This is a genomic window from [Clostridium] symbiosum (genome assembly GCA_036419695.1).
In the GTDB taxonomy this organism is placed as follows: domain Bacteria; phylum Bacillota; class Clostridia; order Lachnospirales; family Lachnospiraceae; genus Otoolea; species Otoolea symbiosa_A.
Genome location: CP143946.1, coordinates 2,978,181 through 2,994,292, shown reverse-complemented (window position 1 = coordinate 2,994,292; position 16,112 = coordinate 2,978,181). Strand labels below are relative to the sequence as shown.

16 protein-coding genes are annotated in these 16,112 nt (G+C 50.1%); 12 read left to right on the top strand and 4 right to left on the bottom strand.

Going from position 1 to position 16,112, the window contains the following annotated elements; all coding sequences use genetic code 11:
* Positions 1-176: 176 nt before the first annotated feature.
* The 4 genes from V3C10_13710 (at position 177) to V3C10_13695 (ending at position 4,736) form a co-directional block, all read left to right on the top strand.
* Positions 177-680, top strand: coding sequence for a TRAP transporter small permease (locus V3C10_13710; GenBank protein ID WVP60370.1), 504 nt, complete (start codon positions 177-179; stop codon positions 678-680).
* The gene (locus V3C10_13705; GenBank protein ID WVP64631.1) at positions 677-1,966 is read left to right on the top strand and encodes a TRAP transporter large permease; all 1,290 of its coding nucleotides are present in this window, start codon (positions 677-679) and stop codon (positions 1,964-1,966) included. The genes V3C10_13710 and V3C10_13705 overlap by 4 nt, the downstream gene beginning before the upstream one ends.
* A gap of 40 nt (positions 1,967-2,006) precedes the next feature.
* Entirely contained in the window at positions 2,007-3,149 is a 1,143-nt protein-coding gene (locus tag V3C10_13700; protein WVP60369.1) for a TRAP transporter substrate-binding protein, read from the top strand.
* Between the two features lie 102 nt (positions 3,150-3,251).
* The gene (locus V3C10_13695) at positions 3,252-4,736 is read left to right on the top strand and encodes a carboxylesterase family protein (GenBank protein WVP60368.1); all 1,485 of its coding nucleotides are present in this window, start codon (positions 3,252-3,254) and stop codon (positions 4,734-4,736) included.
* 59 nt (positions 4,737-4,795) lie between these two features.
* Here V3C10_13695 and V3C10_13690 read toward each other — a convergent pair whose 3' ends face one another.
* Positions 4,796-5,749: an alpha/beta hydrolase gene (locus V3C10_13690; protein WVP60367.1), complete on the bottom strand. Its 954-nt coding sequence runs from the start codon at positions 5,747-5,749 to the stop codon at positions 4,796-4,798.
* A gap of 457 nt (positions 5,750-6,206) precedes the next feature.
* Between V3C10_13690 and V3C10_13685 the strand changes: the two genes are divergently transcribed.
* The 3 genes from V3C10_13685 to V3C10_13675 all read left to right on the top strand — a co-directional run bounded on the left by V3C10_13685 (position 6,207) and on the right by V3C10_13675 (position 9,722).
* Positions 6,207-7,643 carry an aldehyde dehydrogenase family protein gene (locus tag V3C10_13685; GenBank protein WVP60366.1) on the top strand — a complete coding sequence of 479 codons (1,437 nt, stop codon included), beginning with the start codon at positions 6,207-6,209 and terminating at the stop codon, positions 7,641-7,643.
* A 74-nt stretch (positions 7,644-7,717) separates the two neighbouring features.
* Positions 7,718-8,530 (top strand): MoxR family ATPase, encoded by an 813-nt coding sequence (locus V3C10_13680; protein WVP60365.1) that lies wholly within the window; start codon positions 7,718-7,720, stop codon positions 8,528-8,530.
* Positions 8,520-9,722, top strand: coding sequence for a VWA domain-containing protein (locus V3C10_13675; protein WVP60364.1), 1,203 nt, complete (start codon positions 8,520-8,522; stop codon positions 9,720-9,722). The genes V3C10_13680 and V3C10_13675 overlap by 11 nt, the downstream gene beginning before the upstream one ends.
* Before the next feature lie 34 nt (positions 9,723-9,756).
* Here the strand turns inward: V3C10_13675 and aroD are convergent, their stop codons facing one another.
* Positions 9,757-10,512 (bottom strand): type I 3-dehydroquinate dehydratase, encoded by a 756-nt coding sequence (aroD, locus tag V3C10_13670; protein ID WVP60363.1) that lies wholly within the window; start codon positions 10,510-10,512, stop codon positions 9,757-9,759.
* Positions 10,513-10,770: 258 nt separating this feature from the next.
* On the opposite strand from aroD, the gene V3C10_13665 reads away from it, so the two are divergent.
* The 3 genes from V3C10_13665 (at position 10,771) to V3C10_13655 (ending at position 14,124) form a co-directional block, all read left to right on the top strand.
* Positions 10,771-11,577 (top strand): MerR family transcriptional regulator, encoded by an 807-nt coding sequence (locus V3C10_13665; protein ID WVP60362.1) that lies wholly within the window; start codon positions 10,771-10,773, stop codon positions 11,575-11,577.
* A 301-nt stretch (positions 11,578-11,878) separates the two neighbouring features.
* On the top strand, positions 11,879-12,817 hold the full coding sequence (locus tag V3C10_13660) for an alpha/beta hydrolase (protein WVP60361.1): 939 nt from the start codon (positions 11,879-11,881) through the stop codon (positions 12,815-12,817).
* The gene (locus V3C10_13655) at positions 12,814-14,124 is read left to right on the top strand and encodes an SLC13 family permease (GenBank protein ID WVP60360.1); all 1,311 of its coding nucleotides are present in this window, start codon (positions 12,814-12,816) and stop codon (positions 14,122-14,124) included. Before V3C10_13660 ends, V3C10_13655 begins: the two co-directional genes overlap by 4 nt.
* Before the next feature lie 88 nt (positions 14,125-14,212).
* Here V3C10_13655 and V3C10_13650 read toward each other — a convergent pair whose 3' ends face one another.
* Together V3C10_13650 and V3C10_13645 are read right to left on the bottom strand one after the other, a co-directional pair.
* Positions 14,213-14,974 (bottom strand): EFR1 family ferrodoxin, encoded by a 762-nt coding sequence (locus V3C10_13650; protein ID WVP60359.1) that lies wholly within the window; start codon positions 14,972-14,974, stop codon positions 14,213-14,215.
* A gap of 24 nt (positions 14,975-14,998) precedes the next feature.
* Positions 14,999-15,349 (bottom strand): metalloregulator ArsR/SmtB family transcription factor, encoded by a 351-nt coding sequence (locus V3C10_13645; GenBank protein ID WVP64630.1) that lies wholly within the window; start codon positions 15,347-15,349, stop codon positions 14,999-15,001.
* A gap of 248 nt (positions 15,350-15,597) precedes the next feature.
* On the opposite strand from V3C10_13645, the gene V3C10_13640 reads away from it, so the two are divergent.
* Both V3C10_13640 and V3C10_13635 read left to right on the top strand, forming a co-directional pair.
* Entirely contained in the window at positions 15,598-15,792 is a 195-nt protein-coding gene (locus V3C10_13640; GenBank protein ID WVP60358.1) for a hypothetical protein, read from the top strand.
* Between the two features lie 133 nt (positions 15,793-15,925).
* Positions 15,926-16,057, top strand: coding sequence for a hypothetical protein (locus tag V3C10_13635; GenBank protein WVP60357.1), 132 nt, complete (start codon positions 15,926-15,928; stop codon positions 16,055-16,057).
* The last annotated feature ends 55 nt before the right edge of the window (positions 16,058-16,112 follow it).

Sequence of the window (16,112 nt, the reverse complement as noted above, 5' to 3'; positions counted from 1 at the left end):
CGTGAAAAATGTGTGCTCTCTACAAAAAAAGTCCGTATACCAGCGGACTTTTTCCTGTTATTCTGACTTTACGGACGGCGGGGACGGGAAAGTTTCAGCCCATCCATCCGCAGAAGGAGCGGCAGCGCCGCAGACCGTAAATAATATAAGGGGAAGTGGAAAGGAGGGTTTCCAAAGTGAAAAAATTTTGGAAATGGTTCGATGAGAATTTTGAAGAATGTCTCTTAATGGTTCTTCTGATTCTCATGACGGCAGTTATGTTTGCACAGATTATCATGCGTTTTGTCTATCGGGAGTCGATGTCGTGGCCGGAGGAATTCTGCAGATTCTCATTTGTTATCTCGGGATTTTTATCAATCGGCTACTGCATACGCAGGGATAAGATGCTGAAGGTGGATATCCTGGTGGGATTTTTCCCGGATTCGGTCAAGAAGATATTTGATCTGGCCGGACGCGTTGTCACCTTGATTTTCTTTACGTATTTTTCTTATTACGGCTATTTTGCAATGATGAATTCTGTGCGGGGCGGTATGAAGAGTCCGGCTATGGAAGTGCCGATGTACGTGCTTTACGGTTCCGTCTTTGTCGGTTCCGTGATAGGCGTCATCCGTCAGATTCAGGATTTGGTGAAATGGTTCTGGAAGAAAGAGAAAAAAGAAAATAAGGAGGTGGCAGAATAATGTTAGGTTTAGTTTTTGGGGCATTTCTGGTTGCCATGGTCCTGGCCCTGCCGATGGCGGTTGCCATGGGGCTGGCGACAGTGATTCCGCAGCTTATTAACAGCAGCTTTCCGGGAAATATGAACTATATTATCCAGGCAATGATTTCCGGGCTTAATACAACTCCGATCCTGGCGGTACCGCTCTTTATGTTGTCGGGAGCCCTCATGACGAGGGGAGGAATCTCAAAGCGTTTATTTGATATTTTTGCAATTATTGTTGGAAAAAGGACGGCCGGCATTCCATGTGCCGTTGTCATCACCTGCCTGTTTTACGGTGCAATTTCCGGTTCCGGCCCGGCTACGGCGTCGGCGGTTGGAACCATGTGTATCCCGATTCTGGTCAGTCTGGGATATGACAAGGTATTTTCGGCGGCTATCGTGGCGACGGCCGGAGGACTGGGCGTAATTATTCCTCCCAGCATTCCGTTTATCATGTTCGGACTGTTCACGGGAGCATCCGTTGGAAACCTGTTTAAGGCGGGAGTCCTTCCGGGCTGCCTGATCGCTTTCGTCATCATGTTTTACTGCTGGTTATACTGCAAAAGAAAGGGTGAGGACAAGGAGAAAATTGCCGCCAATTATGAAGCGCTGAAGGCAAGAGGTTTCCTGAACATCTTTATGGAAGGTTTCTGGGCTCTTCTGACTCCTGTCATTATTCTGGGCGGTATTTACGGAGGCTTCGTCACCCCCACGGAGGCGGCATGTATTTCCGTTATCTATGCACTGATTGTATGCCTGTTTATCTATAAGAGCATCACGTTCAGGGATATTCCGCAGCTGTTTAAGGACGCCATTGCTTCCTATGCGCCGATCCTTATGATGATAGCACTGGCACAGGGATTCAGCCGCGTGCTGATTCTTTTAAAGGCATCCAACGTGATACAGACGCTGATCGGGACGACGATTTCTAATAAATATATGCTGTTTGTCGTTTTACTTTTACTTTTACTGCTCATCGGCATGTTTATGGACGTAGGCCCGGCAGTCATGATTATTGCACCGATTATCATGCCGGTTGCCACTGGATTCGGAATTGACCCGATTCATCTGGGCGTTGTTATGGTTACGGCTCTGGCTGTGGGATTTGTCACTCCGCCTTTTGGAATGAACCTCTTTGTCACCGCTCCGCTGGTGGAAATCCCGGTTGTGCGCCTGGGCGTCAAGACCGTGCCGTTTATCGGCTGTTTCCTGCTGGCGCTGCTTCTGATTACATTTATTCCGGCTATCAGTCTGTGCCTTATATAAAACAATATAAAATTAAATATTCATTTCAGGAGGAATCATAATGAAAAAGAAAATTATTGCAATCACATTATCTGTATCAATGGCGCTGTCCATGGCAGGCTGCGGTGGTTCTGGCAAAGAGAGCTCTGTTACGGCCGGACCGGAGACAGCTGCAAAAGCCGCCAGAGAGAATACGGATTCCGTCACCGCTTCTTCGGGAAATGCTGAGCTTATCGCGATTGCATCGGAAGGACTGAATACAAGCATTGCCTGCGATCCGATTGAACTCTCGCTCGGCTGTTCCGGCACGGTGGACGGTACGGTTATGGGAGACGCCATTTATGCGGCGATCGAGGCGGCAAAATCATGGACGGACGGGAATTTTGTTGTGAACTTCTATCCGGGCGGCCAGCTTGGCGGCGATGTGGAACTGATTGAGGGGGCGCAGATGGGAAGCGTGGATATGTTTACGGGAGCTCCCACCTCCCAGGTCGGCCTGATTCCCGAACTGGCGGTGCTGGATATCGGCGGCCTGTACACGGACGTGGACTCTGCCAATCAGGTTTTATCCAGTTTTAAGGATCAGCTGGAACCATATTACAATAAGGCAGGCCTGCATCTGGCTACAATGTATGCTCCGGACTTCCGTATCCTGTCCAGCAACAAGCCGATTACGAAGGCAGCAGACCTTCAGGGACTTAACATCCGTACCCAGGAGAATAAATATCATATGGCGTTCTGGAAAGAACTGGGAACCAACCCGACGCCTCTGGCCTTTGGAGAATTATATATTGCCCTTCAGCAGGGAATGCTGGATGCGGAGGAAAATCCGTGGGCCTCTATCGTGGGAGCAAAGCTCTGTGAAGTTCAGAAATACATTGTAGAGACAAACCATATTCCATTTGTCAGCACCTACGTAATGAACAAGTCCAAATATGACGGTATGAGCGAGGAGCAGAAGCTTGCCTGCGACCAGTTCGTGCTGTTCTGTGAGAGATATCAGTTAGCAGGAACTGCTGATGACGACGCCAGAATGTCCAAACTGTGCCAGACGGATTACGGCATTGAGGTTACGCCGGTAACTGATGAGATCAGGGAGCTGTACGGTAAGGCATCCCAGGTGGTAATCGACATGATGAAAGAAAACATTGATCCGGCTTTTGTGGACAGCTACGTTGAGGCTGCCAAAGCCGCTGCAAAATAATACATAATTGAGATAAGAGTCCGGTCCGGGGCGGGCAGACGACGGAAATGTTTTAAGATATGCCCAGGGCTGGGCTCTTACTGTGGAAGGCAGGTCAGACAGATGAGAGAAGTAACGGTTGAAAATGGAAAAATCCTTGGAGTGCCCTGCGGGTGGCCAAGCATCACGGCCTTTTACGGAATCCCGTATGCGGCGCCGCCGACAGGGAAGCTTAGATGGAGAGCGCCCGAACCGGCGGCTGACTGGAAGGGGGTTAGGGACTGCGCCAGGGCATCGGCCAGGTGTTATCAGCTAGGAGTTGGAAAAGGAAGCTTTTATGAGAAGGAATTTTATCCCTGTGAGGAGGAGATGAGCGAGGACTGTCTGTATCTGAATGTATGGACGCCTGCGCAGTCTGCCGATGAAAAGCTTCCCGTCCTGTTTTGGATCCATGGCGGGGCGTTTATGACCGGATATGGCCATTCCGCCCATTTTGACGGGGAGCATTTTGCCAGAAAAGGTGTAATTCTTGTTACGGTCAACTACAGGCTTAATATATTTGGATGGATGGTCCATCCGGAACTGGATAGCGAGAATCAGTACGGCATATCGGGAAATTACGGGCTCTTAGACCAGATTGCGGCGCTTCGCTGGGTCAGGAGAAATATCGCTTCATTCGGAGGTGATCCCGATCAGATTACCTTGGCCGGACAGTCGGCCGGGGCGTGCTGTGTGCAGGCGCTGGTGTGCTCCCCTCTGACAAAAGGACTTTATGCAAAGGCGATCATGCAGAGCGGAGGCGGCCTGTCCCCATTTCCAGATATGGAATTCCCAAACCTGAAGAAAGCGGAAGAACGCACAAGCCTGGCCGCTCTCGGAGTCTCTTCAATCGAAGAGGCGAGGGCGCTGTCCGGGGCGGAGCTATTGAAACGGTGGAAAGAGACGATGCCGGGGCCGGAGCTTCAGCGCGGGCCGGTGGTGGACGGATATGTCCTGGAAAAAAGCATGGTGGACTGCTGCAGAGCCGGTGAGACGCCAAAGATGCCCTGCCTGATTGGATATACGGCCATGGAGGGTCTGGTTTTTGCCAGGGACAGAGGCCATCTGGAACAGGTGATGCAGGACGCGCTGGGAGATAAAGCCGGGAATTACCTCGCTCTATGCCCGCAGGACGGCCCGGAATTCGCCGAATACCAAAAAGCCATGGCAACGGAGCTGCTGCAGAGCGCAGCGGAAGGCTTTGCCGAACTGCGGGAACGTCAGGGGAAGGGAGAAACCTTCATTTACAGCCTGGAACGCATGCTTCCGGGGGATGATATGGGACCGTTCCATGCGGCGGATCTGTGGTATGTGTTCCGGACGCTGATGCGTTCCTGGAGGCCATGGGAGGGAGCGGATTACCTTCTCGCCGATGCCTGCAATACCTATTGGGCAAATTTTGTAAAATACGGTACGCCAAATGGAGAGGGGGACAATGCGTTTCCAAAATGGGAGCCGTATCGGGCAAAACAACCTCTGACAATGAGACTGGATCAGCAGATTGAGATGTTTCAGAGACCCGGGAATGCAAGGGTACAGTGCAGGAAAACAGATTTAACCGCAGAATAAACGTAAAAAGATGCTCTTTTTAAAGGGCATCTTTTTTGAGGTAAACAGGATTCCAATAGTTAAAAGTCTATAATCTCCATTCCGAATTCCCTCCGCAGGGAGGCGCACACCCCATTGTGAACCCATCTTGTCAGCGGGTGATCCACGACGCAGAACCCGTGGCCGACACGTGGCGCGACAATGACCTCGCAGGGAACCCCTGCTTTCAGGAGGCGGTTTGCATAGGCCAGCCCGTCGTCGCGGAGCGGATCGTATTCGGCTACGATGATATACGTGGCGGGAAGGTGCTTAAGATCCCGGCAATACCCTGGCATTGCGTAGTAATTGGGCATTCCTCCGTTATATCCGTTGTCATTCAGGTAAATGTATTCCACCGACTCCTCAAAGGAGCCGCTTCCTAACGAGTACTGGCTGTTCTGGATGGTGGAGGTAAAAGTCTCTATAGTCAGAGGAGGGCAGTTGAGAACGCTCATTGTGATCTTCGGTCCTCCGTGGTCACGGGCATACAGGGCCAGACCGGCCGTCAGATTGGCTCCGGCGCTGGTGCCGTGGACTGCAATACGTTCCCTGTCGCCGCCCAGTTCACCGGCGTGTCCGTAAATCCAGTTCAGGGCCGCGTAACAGTCCATGAGGGGAGCGGGGAAGTGGACGTTTTCATTGCAGAGCCGGTAGTCTACGCCGATTACGATACAGGGCGTGTGCTCTGCCAGGTAGATACAGCGGTAATTGTCTATGTCCAGACTGCCGCCGACAAAGCCGCCGCCGTGAATCTCCAGAAGCATCGGGGCGTGTTCCGGCAGATTGGCCGGCGTATAGATGCGCAGGGTGAGAGGATCCCCGTCCGGGCCGTTGATGGTGATGTCCTTCATGGCCATTCCTTCCGGAAGAACATAGCCGCTGATATATTTCCTCTGTTCCTCGCGGGCTTTTTCCTGTTCTTCTTCCGAACCGTTGGCAATGATATCGTATAGATTCAGATGATATTCATAGCCTGGATAGGCGTGTGCATTCATGATAATAACCTCCTGTTTAGCGATTGATTTTGGACGGCGGTCCGGTCCGGGTGGAAATGGCCTGCCGCCATCTGATGAATTCATCTTACTATACCTTTCAACAAAAGGAAATTGACGCTTTTTCCTGTTTGGACAACTGCTTTGGAATTCACAAGAAATGTTAACGATAGTGAAAAATGTTAAACCCTGAAAATTGCAGCCAGGTCATAAAATGTCTATAGTAACGGCAAAAGACGACGTCTGCGCTTTATGGACGGTAACAATAGATTCTCTCTATGAACATGAGAGAATTCCGGTATTAGACTTTTTAAGCCGTGGCAGATATACTGAAATTAACGTAAGGCCGGGTTAACAAAACGGTACGGTTCACTCCGTGTCCAGCAACTGTTAACCGCCTCACAGCAAACGTATTGAACAACTGCACTTAAACTATATAAGGTAAAGGAGAATTACAATTATGGCAAAAGAAGTAACCCCGGAGCAGATCCAGATGATCGAAGAAATGGTAGCACGCGCACGCGTTGCAGCCGACATTATCGCTACATATGACCAGGAGCGCGTTGACCGCCTCTGCCAGGCTGTCGCAGCCGCTGTATGCGATATGAAAGTATGGGCGCCAATCTGTGACGAGGCTGTTGATGAGACATCCCTCGGCGACAAAGTCACAAAGAGAAACAAACGCAACAAAATCAAACTTATCCTGAGAGACTGCCTCCGCGCTAAGAGCGTCGGCATCATCGAGGAGAATAAAGAAAAAGGCCTTGTGAAATATGCAAAACCAGTCGGCGTTATCGCTTCCCTGGTTCCAACCACAAACCCATGTTTAACACCGGCCGGACAGATTATCTACGCAATCAAGGCAAGAGACGTAATCATCTGCTCCCCGCATCCACGTGCTAAAAACGTAACCAACAAGTGTATCGATATCATCCGTGAAGTGCTTGTACGCGAAGGCGCGCCGGCCGACATCATCCAGGGTATCAAAGAACCGTCCATCTCCCTGACCAACGAGCTGATGAAACGCGCAGACCTGATCATCGCAACAGGCGGCCGCCCAATGGTTAAATCGGCTTACTCCGCAGGTGTTCCTGCATACGGTTCAGGCGCAGGAAACGCAACCGTCATCATCGACGATACCTGCAACACACCGGAGCGTCAGAAAGAGGCAGCCAGCAACACACGTATTTCCAAGACATCCGACTTCGGTTCAGGCTGCTCCTGCGACGGAAACCTGGTTATCCATGAGTCCATTTATGATGACTTCGTAAAAGCTCTGGTAGAAGAGGGCGCATACCTTGCCAACGAGGAAGAGGCAGAGATGCTTAAGAAGGTTATGTGGGATGAGACGGGCCACCGTCTGCCGCAGACCGTAGCCATCAGCCCACAGAAGCTGGCTATGATCGCCGGATTCGAGATTCCGGAAGACCGCAAGTTCATCGCAGTAACAGGCGGCGGAATCAATGAGATTGGAAAAGAGTTCTTCTTCTCCAGCGAGAAACTGACCACCCTGTTAAGCCTCTTCAAGTATGAGGGAGAGTTTGAGAATGCCCTGACCATGATGCAGGCCATCTTCAACGTAGGCGGAAAGGGCCACTCCTGTGGTATCTACTCCTTCGACGACGAGCACATCCACAGACTTGGAATGGCAGCTCCTGTATCCCGTATCATGGTACGCCAGCCAAACAACAGAGGTAACTCCGGTTCCTCCACAAACGGAATGCCTCCGACATCATCCATGGGCTGCGGGACATGGGGAGGAAACATTGTTTCCGAGAACATCGCATTAAAGCACTACATGAACACGACATGGGTAGCACGTCCTCTTCCGGAAGATATGCCGTCCAACGAGGAACTGTTCGGTGACTTCTTTAAACCGGGTATGGACGAAGAATAAGTTTCATAGTAACATAAAACAGGGTGCAGAGCGGAGGTGAGCTCTGTGCCCTGTTTTGGAGGAGGAAAATAACAATGCTGCAATTTCACGGAAATGAGAACTATATAGCGTCGGATGAACTGATCCGCAGCGTCAACATAGCGGCTGCGCTTAAAAAACCGCTGTTAATAAAGGGCGAACCGGGAACCGGCAAGACGATGCTGGCTGAGGCAATCGCAAAATCCATGGGCATGGAACTTTTAATATGGAACATCAAGTCCACCACCAAGGCGCAGGACGGGCTTTATGTTTACGATACGGTCCAGCGCCTCTACGACAGCCAGTTCGGTGAGGAGGGCGTGGGCGACATTGCAAAATATATCCGCCTCGGCAAGCTGGGAGAGGCTTTTAAACGGGAAAAACAGGTGGTGCTTCTGATAGATGAGATCGATAAGGCCGATCTGGAGTTTCCCAACGATCTTCTCTGGGAGCTGGACCAGATGGAATTCTATATACCGGAGACGGGGGAGACCATAAAAGCGAAGGTAAGGCCGATTGTCATTATCACATCCAACGCGGAAAAGGAGCTGCCCGATGCGTTCCTGAGACGGTGTATCTTCCATTATATCGCATTTCCCGATGCGCCGATGATGGAACGGATTATTAAAGCACACTATCCGGATCTTGAGGAAACACTGATTGGTGGCGTACTGGATGCGTTTTACAGGATACGCGATATGAAGGGAATTCAGAAAAAACCGGGAACGTCGGAGGTTTTAGACTGGATACAGGCCCTTCATATCGGAGGAATTCCAATCGGCACACTGGAAAAGGAAATCCCCTTTGCGGGCGTTCTTCTGAAGAAAACAGAGGACTTAAAACAGGTGGAGAACCGATATGTTTACTGATTTCTTATACATCCTGCGCGGCTATGGCATGAAAACCGGCTTAAATGAGTGGACCTGCCTGATGGACGCATTGGAGTTAAATCTGAATGAGGCCAGCCTGACGGAATTTTATCATATGGCGCGCTCAATCCTGGTGAAAAAGGAGTCTGATTACGACAGGTTTGATCAGGCGTTTTTAGAGTACTTTAAAAATGTAAAGGAACAGGACTGCCTTCCGGAGGAGCTGGCCCGCTGGCTCTCCAGGGCGATGACGCAGACGCCCTTCGACAGGGAGGAAGCGGATGCGGCCTGGGGAAAGATGGATATTGAAGAGATACGCCGTCTGATGGAACAGAGGCTGGCGGAACAGAAGGAGCAGCATCACGGAGGAAACAAATGGGTCGGAACCGGAGGCACCACTGCGTTCGGCCATTCCGGCTATGCACCGAAGGGAATCCGTGTCCATGGGGCCGGGATGAACAGAAGTGCGTTAAAAGTGGCGGCGGAGCGCAACTATAAGGATTTCCGTGAGGATAAGGTACTGCAGTTAAGGCAGTTCCAGGTGGCGCTCAGGAAACTCAGGCTTTTGTCCAGCAGGGAGGATGGAGCCAAAACGGAACTGAATGTGACAAAGACCATTGAAAAAACCTGCGATCGGGGAGGGCGTCTGGAACTGGTCATGGAGCGGCCGAGAAAGAACCAGACGAAGCTCCTGCTTCTGATGGACAGCGGCGGGTCCATGTGGGCCTATGCCGATATGTGCAACCGACTCTTCCAGGCCGTGAACCAGGCATCCCAGTTCAAGGATTTGAAGGTGTACTACTTTCACAACTGTTTCTATGATCAGCTTTTTACTGAGCCAGGCTGTTCGTGGGATGACAAGATTTCCACGGAGTGGGTGTTCCACAATCTGAAACCGGAATATAAGGTGATTATTGTAGGGGACGCACTGATGGCCCCGTCCGAACTTCTGGAGCCGGGAGGCACTCTTGATTATTACCATGAGAATGAAAAAGAGGGGATTTACTGGCTGAAGGCGCTGAAAAAACGTTTTCCGTCGTCGGTCTGGCTGAATCCATTGCATGAGAAACTCTGGGACTATGATGCCGCTTCCCGGACCATCGGGCTGGTACGCGAATGTTTTCCCATGTTTCAGCTGACGGCGCGCGGCCTGGAGGCGGCGATCAAAGAGCTTAGAAAAGGGGAGGCGTAAATGATTACGCCTCCCCTGAATGTATATACCGTTCTTATGCAAGACTTGTTATAAAGTTGGAGAGCAGATCGGCGGGGAGCTGGCCTGGCGCGGATGCCTTGCCTGCGGTGCCGAAGGTGATGGCGGAACCAAACACGCTGCCGCAGATCCGGCTGATGGCGCCCTGGCGTCCCATGGACATCGTGATGACGGGCGTCTCCTGATGTTCTTCCCTCATCGTGAGCGTGGCGTCGAGCAAGGTCAGTACATCGCGGTTATTCCGGGGCATTACGGCAAATTTGGCAATATCGGCCCCGAGCTGCTGCATCTCACAGAGATGGCCTACAATCTCTTCCTTGGAAGGCGTTGAGGCGGTGTCGTGGCGGGAGGCGATAATCTTCACCCCGGCCCGATGGGCGGCTTCTACCAGCGTTTTCATCGTATCATCACCCCTTGAAAGCTCCACATCGACCAAATCCACGAGGCCGCTCTCTATGGCGGCAAGATTCAGGGCGGTGTAATCCTCCGTGCTGAGTCTCAGCTTTCCTCCCTCTATGTCGGTACGGATCGTGAACAGGACCGGAATCTCCTTAAGCTGCTCGCGAAGATATGCCATGGCCTGAAATCGCACCTGCGGATTTTCAATATTCTGGTAAAAATCCGCGCGCCATTCTACAAAGTCGAAGGGGGCGTTTTCCATTGCTTTGACGGACTGACGCAGTCCATCCAAATTCGTGTCCGTGAGCGGAATACAGATTTTCGGGATTCCTTCTCCGAATACAACGTTTCTGATTTTTACTGAGGCATTCATGGCATCTTCTCCTTATACGCGGCAAAAGCAGGTCTTCCGGGCTTTTCACCGCCACCGATTAAAGGTTTTTAAAATGTTTTGTTACAGTATAAGAGCATTACGGACTTCTGTCAAGAGTTTTTTACTTTAAACTGCTAAAATTTAATGCTTTAAAGCAAAAGTGCGATTTTTTGAGGGATTGTACGACAAAAAATACAATTGAGAGGGGAAAACGGTTACGGTTCACAGCCGTTTTTCAACTATACAGAGGAGAATTTTATGGACGAAAAAAACATCGGAAGCCTGGCGCGCTTTATGGGAGTTTCTCCCCACACGATCAAATACTATGAAAAGATAGGAATTCTGGCTCCAGAACGTGATGAAAAATCCAATTACCGGAGATATCATCTAAATATCTGTACGGATCTGGCCGAATGTATCCGATACCGCAGTATGGGATTTTCGCTGAAGGAACTGGATGTCCTGAGAAAAACAGCAGACAGCAGCCTCCTTGACGAAATGCTTATGGAACGGCTCCACGCGGTGGAGGAAGAGCTTTCAAAGCTGACAGGAATTCGCAGTTTTCTTAAGGAGTATGCGGAGGAATGCAGGCGCGCGGAGGAGGAGCTGGGAGAATGGTATATTGAGCCGTTCCATCGGATCATCTACTGCAGGATGCAGACGGAGAATCTGCTGTTTACGGGGGAGAACCTGGCCACGGACGCCTTAAATATTATGGACTATGCCCCGGAGACAACTGCGGTTGTGACTCTTGACAGAGAATATATGGAGGGTGGGGAAAAGAAGTATTCATGGGGACAGAGCCTGAGCTTTATGGAGAAACAGCCGGTGTTCGAAGAGCACCCGGAATTTATTTCCCTTTCCCCTAAAAAGGTGTTCATCGCCTACAGGCGGTATACGGGGCATTATGTCTCAAATGGGGCGATGGCGGAGGATATTCGAATGATATTCCATGAATATGCCCCCAACTTTCCGGATTCCGTATATGCATTCAGAATCAAGATCACGCGCGGCGGGGACGGTAATGACTGGCACTATTTTAAGATTGTGGTGCCGTTAAAATAAGAGGCCGGTTCATTGGGCCTGTCCTGCTCAACCTGTGAGCAGCTCTCAGGTTGGATGCCCGGAGTTGTGAAAGGGCTTGGATGGAAACGGATAAGAGGCAAAATAAGGGGCATATTTTTGAAAATTGGAAACATAAGCCGGATAAATAGGAAGAAAAAAAGGGAAAAAACGGCTCATTGATGAAAATTCTGCATGAATCCAATCAAAACATGTATGAATCGCACACCCTGAAAGTATTGAGCTGAGAGTAACTTTTACATATAAAATCAACTCAATCAAACTATTTCAGGGAGGAAGCGATATGAAACTGACACCATATCCAGGTTACGAGAATCATTTGAGATCTTATTACAAAGACGGCTCAGAGGAAACAATGAGGGCAAAGAAGGCACAGATAGAAGACATGATGAACTATGAGGTGCCGGAGGGGATGACCATGGAGGACCGCACGATACCGGGAACCGAGGAGGGAACGGAGCTGAGGCTCCGCATCTATAAACCGGCCGGCCTTCCTGCAAAGGCGCCTATGATTATGGACATCCACGGCGGCGGATGGGTCGGGGGAAATCTGGACATTGACAACGGCCGCTGTATTGAACTGGCATGGAGGACTCCGGCCATTGTGGTGAGTGTCGAATACAGGCTGACGACAAAGGAGGTCTATTTCCCGAAACCTCTGATGGACTGCCATACGGCATTTATGTGGCTTTATGAGCATGGCGAAGAAATTGGCGGAGATCCGGAGCGGATCGGGGTGCACGGGACAAGCGCAGGCGGAAATATGGCGGGCGGCCTGGCGCTATATCTGAGGGATAAAAGCGGGCCGAGAGCGGCGCTTACGGTTCTGGTCTGTCCGCAGCTGGCGCTGAGCCTGACCGGAGACACCTCCTTCCAGCAGCTTCCCCAGATTGTAATGCAGTCGGAGAATAAGGCGGAGTGCCCGGAGGCTCTCTATCTGGGAGGATACAATGGGCAGAGGCCGTCCTACTACGCATTTCCGGGAGAGTGTCCGGATCTGCACGGCCTGGGGCCGCACTGCATCGTAGCGGGAGAGTATGACGCGTTCCGGGACGATGCCAGGGAATATGCAGGAAAACTTTTCAAAACAGGGGTACCGTGTGAGATTTTCGTGGCTCCGAGGATGGGGCACGGATTTCTGACGGTGCACCACCCGTTCACGGATCTGGTTCATGAATATATCAGCAGCTCGTTCCGCAGGGAATTCGGCATGATTTCGTGAGTATTTTGAATATAATGGCCATCACGATGATGGCCGCGGTCATTGTTCTAATCCTGACGAAAGTCATTCCAATGAATTTTACTCTGTTTCTCGTGCCGGTGGCGGTTGCCCTGGTTCTCGGATACAGTCCCGTTGAGATCAGCACGATGGTGGTGGAGCAGTTTGCAACGACAATGCGCTCCTCCGGTTATATGCTTATATTCGGCCTGCTGTATTTTTCCATGCTGACTGAGACCGGCATGTTTGACCGGATTGTGGGAAGCATTACCGGACTCATCGGTTCCAGGATGAATGTCGTTATCATCATGATTCTGACCACCGTAATTGCGGCTGTGGGGATGCTGACGGCCAATATCAGCACCTGCTACCTTGTCACCTTTCCGATTATGATGCCTCTTTATAAGAAATACAAGTTCAACCGGGTCCATGCGTTTATCCTGGTTCAGACGGCGCTGGCCGCCATGTGTTTTATTCCGTGGGGCGTCGGGATTGCGATGTCGGCTATGATGGCGGAGTGCGATACGCTTGAGCTGGCTTCGGCCTCCATTCCGTGGGCGCTGTGCTTTATCCCGGTTATTATCGCCCAGTGGGTCTATTTCGCCTGGCTGCATAAGAAAGAAGTGGGGACGCTTGGGCTCCCCGGACAGGGAATGGATGAAAGCGGTGCAAAAGAGGAGAATAAAGGAAAGGAAAACGCCAGACCGAAGCTGTTCTGGATCAACCTGGCAGTTTTTATTGCCGTCATTGTGGCTCTGGCCGTCTTTAAGATACCGGCCTACTTTGTTTTTCTTATTGTGTCCTGCATTACCGCCCTTTTGAATTATCCGAAAACCTTTGCCGATATGTGGAACAGGACGGGAACCATGATATTTAATATCATTCTGATGCTCCTTTCCATCTCCGTCTATATTGCGGTGTTTGCCCAGACGGGAATGGTCGAGTCCTTTGCCCAGTTAATCGTGGGCATTTTCCCGGGAGGAACGGCAAAATATGCGTTTATTGTCCTTCTGGCCGTGAGTGTTCCGGTGATCCGGTTTGTGCCGTATCAGTTGTACAACGCGATGTATCCGCTCCTGATTTTTATCGGGGCCCAGTTTGGATATACGCCGATCGAAATTATCGCGCCCTACGTGTGCAACCTTGCGCTGGCGACCGGTGTAACGCCTGTCAATGCGTCGATTTATGTGGCTGCGCCTCTGCTGGAGACGGAAGTGGACGGCATTGTAAAGAAAGGCGTTCCGATTATGACGGTCACGAACATACTCGTTATGGTGCTGGCGGCTGCAGTTGGAATTTTGAGACTATAAATGGAGAAGAAAAAAGTCCTCTCCGCACAAACAGTTTTTTGTAAGCCGTTTGTGTGGAGGGACTTTTTTTGCATTTTGTCATTTCTTCTTATTTGGGGCAGGTGTACCGCGTAAGTCCGATGCTGTGTTTTCCGTACTCAATCGCTTCGGCAGGGCAGCGGCAGATACAGGCCATGCAATGTGTGCAGTTATTTCCCCATACGGGCCTGCCGTTTTCCAGCCGGATGTTGGTCAACGGACAGACGGCCGCACATTTCCCGCAGGAAATACAAGTATCTGTGGAATAGAACTTTTTGGCGTGGACAAACATCGGATAAAACAGATCATTGACAATTCCGCTGTTCATCTTATCCTTCACCGTCAGGGGAAGCTGAGGGAACGTCCTCCCGCTCTTGACAAAGGCCGCCGCCCGGTCAATTTCCCCTTCCGCCCGGCGGATGATTTCCAATGCCTCTTCTTTGGAAGGAGAGGAGAACATTGCAATGTAATTTTCTGGCATGACGATTTGAAAGCATCCCCGGTAATCCATTTTTATGGAACGGCACAGTTCCCTGAGATATTTTCCCGCATTTCCGACATTCCCCCCACAGGTCATTACAAAATAAACCGCTCTGCTGCCGGGCAGTTTCGTCTTTTCCAGCCATTCCTGAACGATGCGGGGGATTCTCCACGCATAGGTAGGGACTACAATCACCCATGGACTGTCCGTGTGGTTCATTTCCGTGTGCTCCATTGAAAAATCCCGGTTTCTAATTTTCTCAAACAGATTTAAAACCTCATCCTCTGTTTTTTCAGCAATTCTCTTTGCCGCATATTCGCTGTTGCCAGTTCCTGAAAAATATAGAATCATAGTGACGTCCTCCTTATTCTGAATTTATAATTGTGAACTGGTAAGCTTAACACTGCCATAGATTAGGTTGACTAAATCGGCAATATCTTTCCATTGCGTCTCATCCACACTCATATAATAATAGTTTTTTGTTCCTTCCCTACGCATTGCGACAATTCCCGCCTCTTTCAGAATCTGAAGATGGTGGGAGACGGAAGGTCTGGTTAAATGCGTTTTTTGTGCAATTTCACCCACCCGGATGCCCGACAGGTCACTCTCCAGCAGTACAAGCAAAATCAACTGCCTTGTCTCGTCTCCGATCGCAGTAAAGGCATTTCTGCATTTTCGGAAACCTTCTACTATTTTATTAAGTCTTTCCTCACATTCCATAATCACACTCCATTTCATCCGCCTGATGGGCAGCAGGTCTTTTTGCTCCGTGCAGAGCAAAGGTATGAACCCCTCTTATTGTTAACGTTCATTAACCATTATACAAAACAAAAAGGACGGATACAACATTGGTAAAGAAATCGGTTACCATAAACGCCGTATTCTATTTATAATATCTTAATTTTCATCTCCGATTCATTTTTACAGATTTAACAGAACGGGTGATAGGATCAAGGTGTAAGGAGGAATGGATTATGGTATGTATGATTCGCATATTTCAAAATATTGGACTTAGATTGGACGACGCGGTTATGAGGTCCGCCCGTTTGCATCCCTGCCTGTTTGCCGCCGGGGCGCTGATTGGAATTCCGCTTTTTATCCTGGTTACGGTTTTTGCCGTGACATCGGCTGTGATGATACCGGCCGCCCTGCTGCTCGGATGGACATAAGCACATTTATAGAATCTTAATGTGAACCGCATTCGGACTAACACTATTTTTATAAAGCAGATGCTAGAATCTGAACTATCAATCCGGTGCGGAATCCGTGATTGCCGTACCGGCAGCAAAAGGAGGAAGAGATATGATGGATCTCTGTATGGCAGGCATCATTTTAGGAAGTTGTTTTCTTATGAAACGGTTCATCGACTGGTGCGGTTCACAGGTGGAACAGGACGGGAATAAAACGGTCCAAAGTAAAAAAAGGAGAAAATGATATGGTATTTTTAGGATTGATTATCGCGGGGATTGCCGCATATCTGGTTTATGCG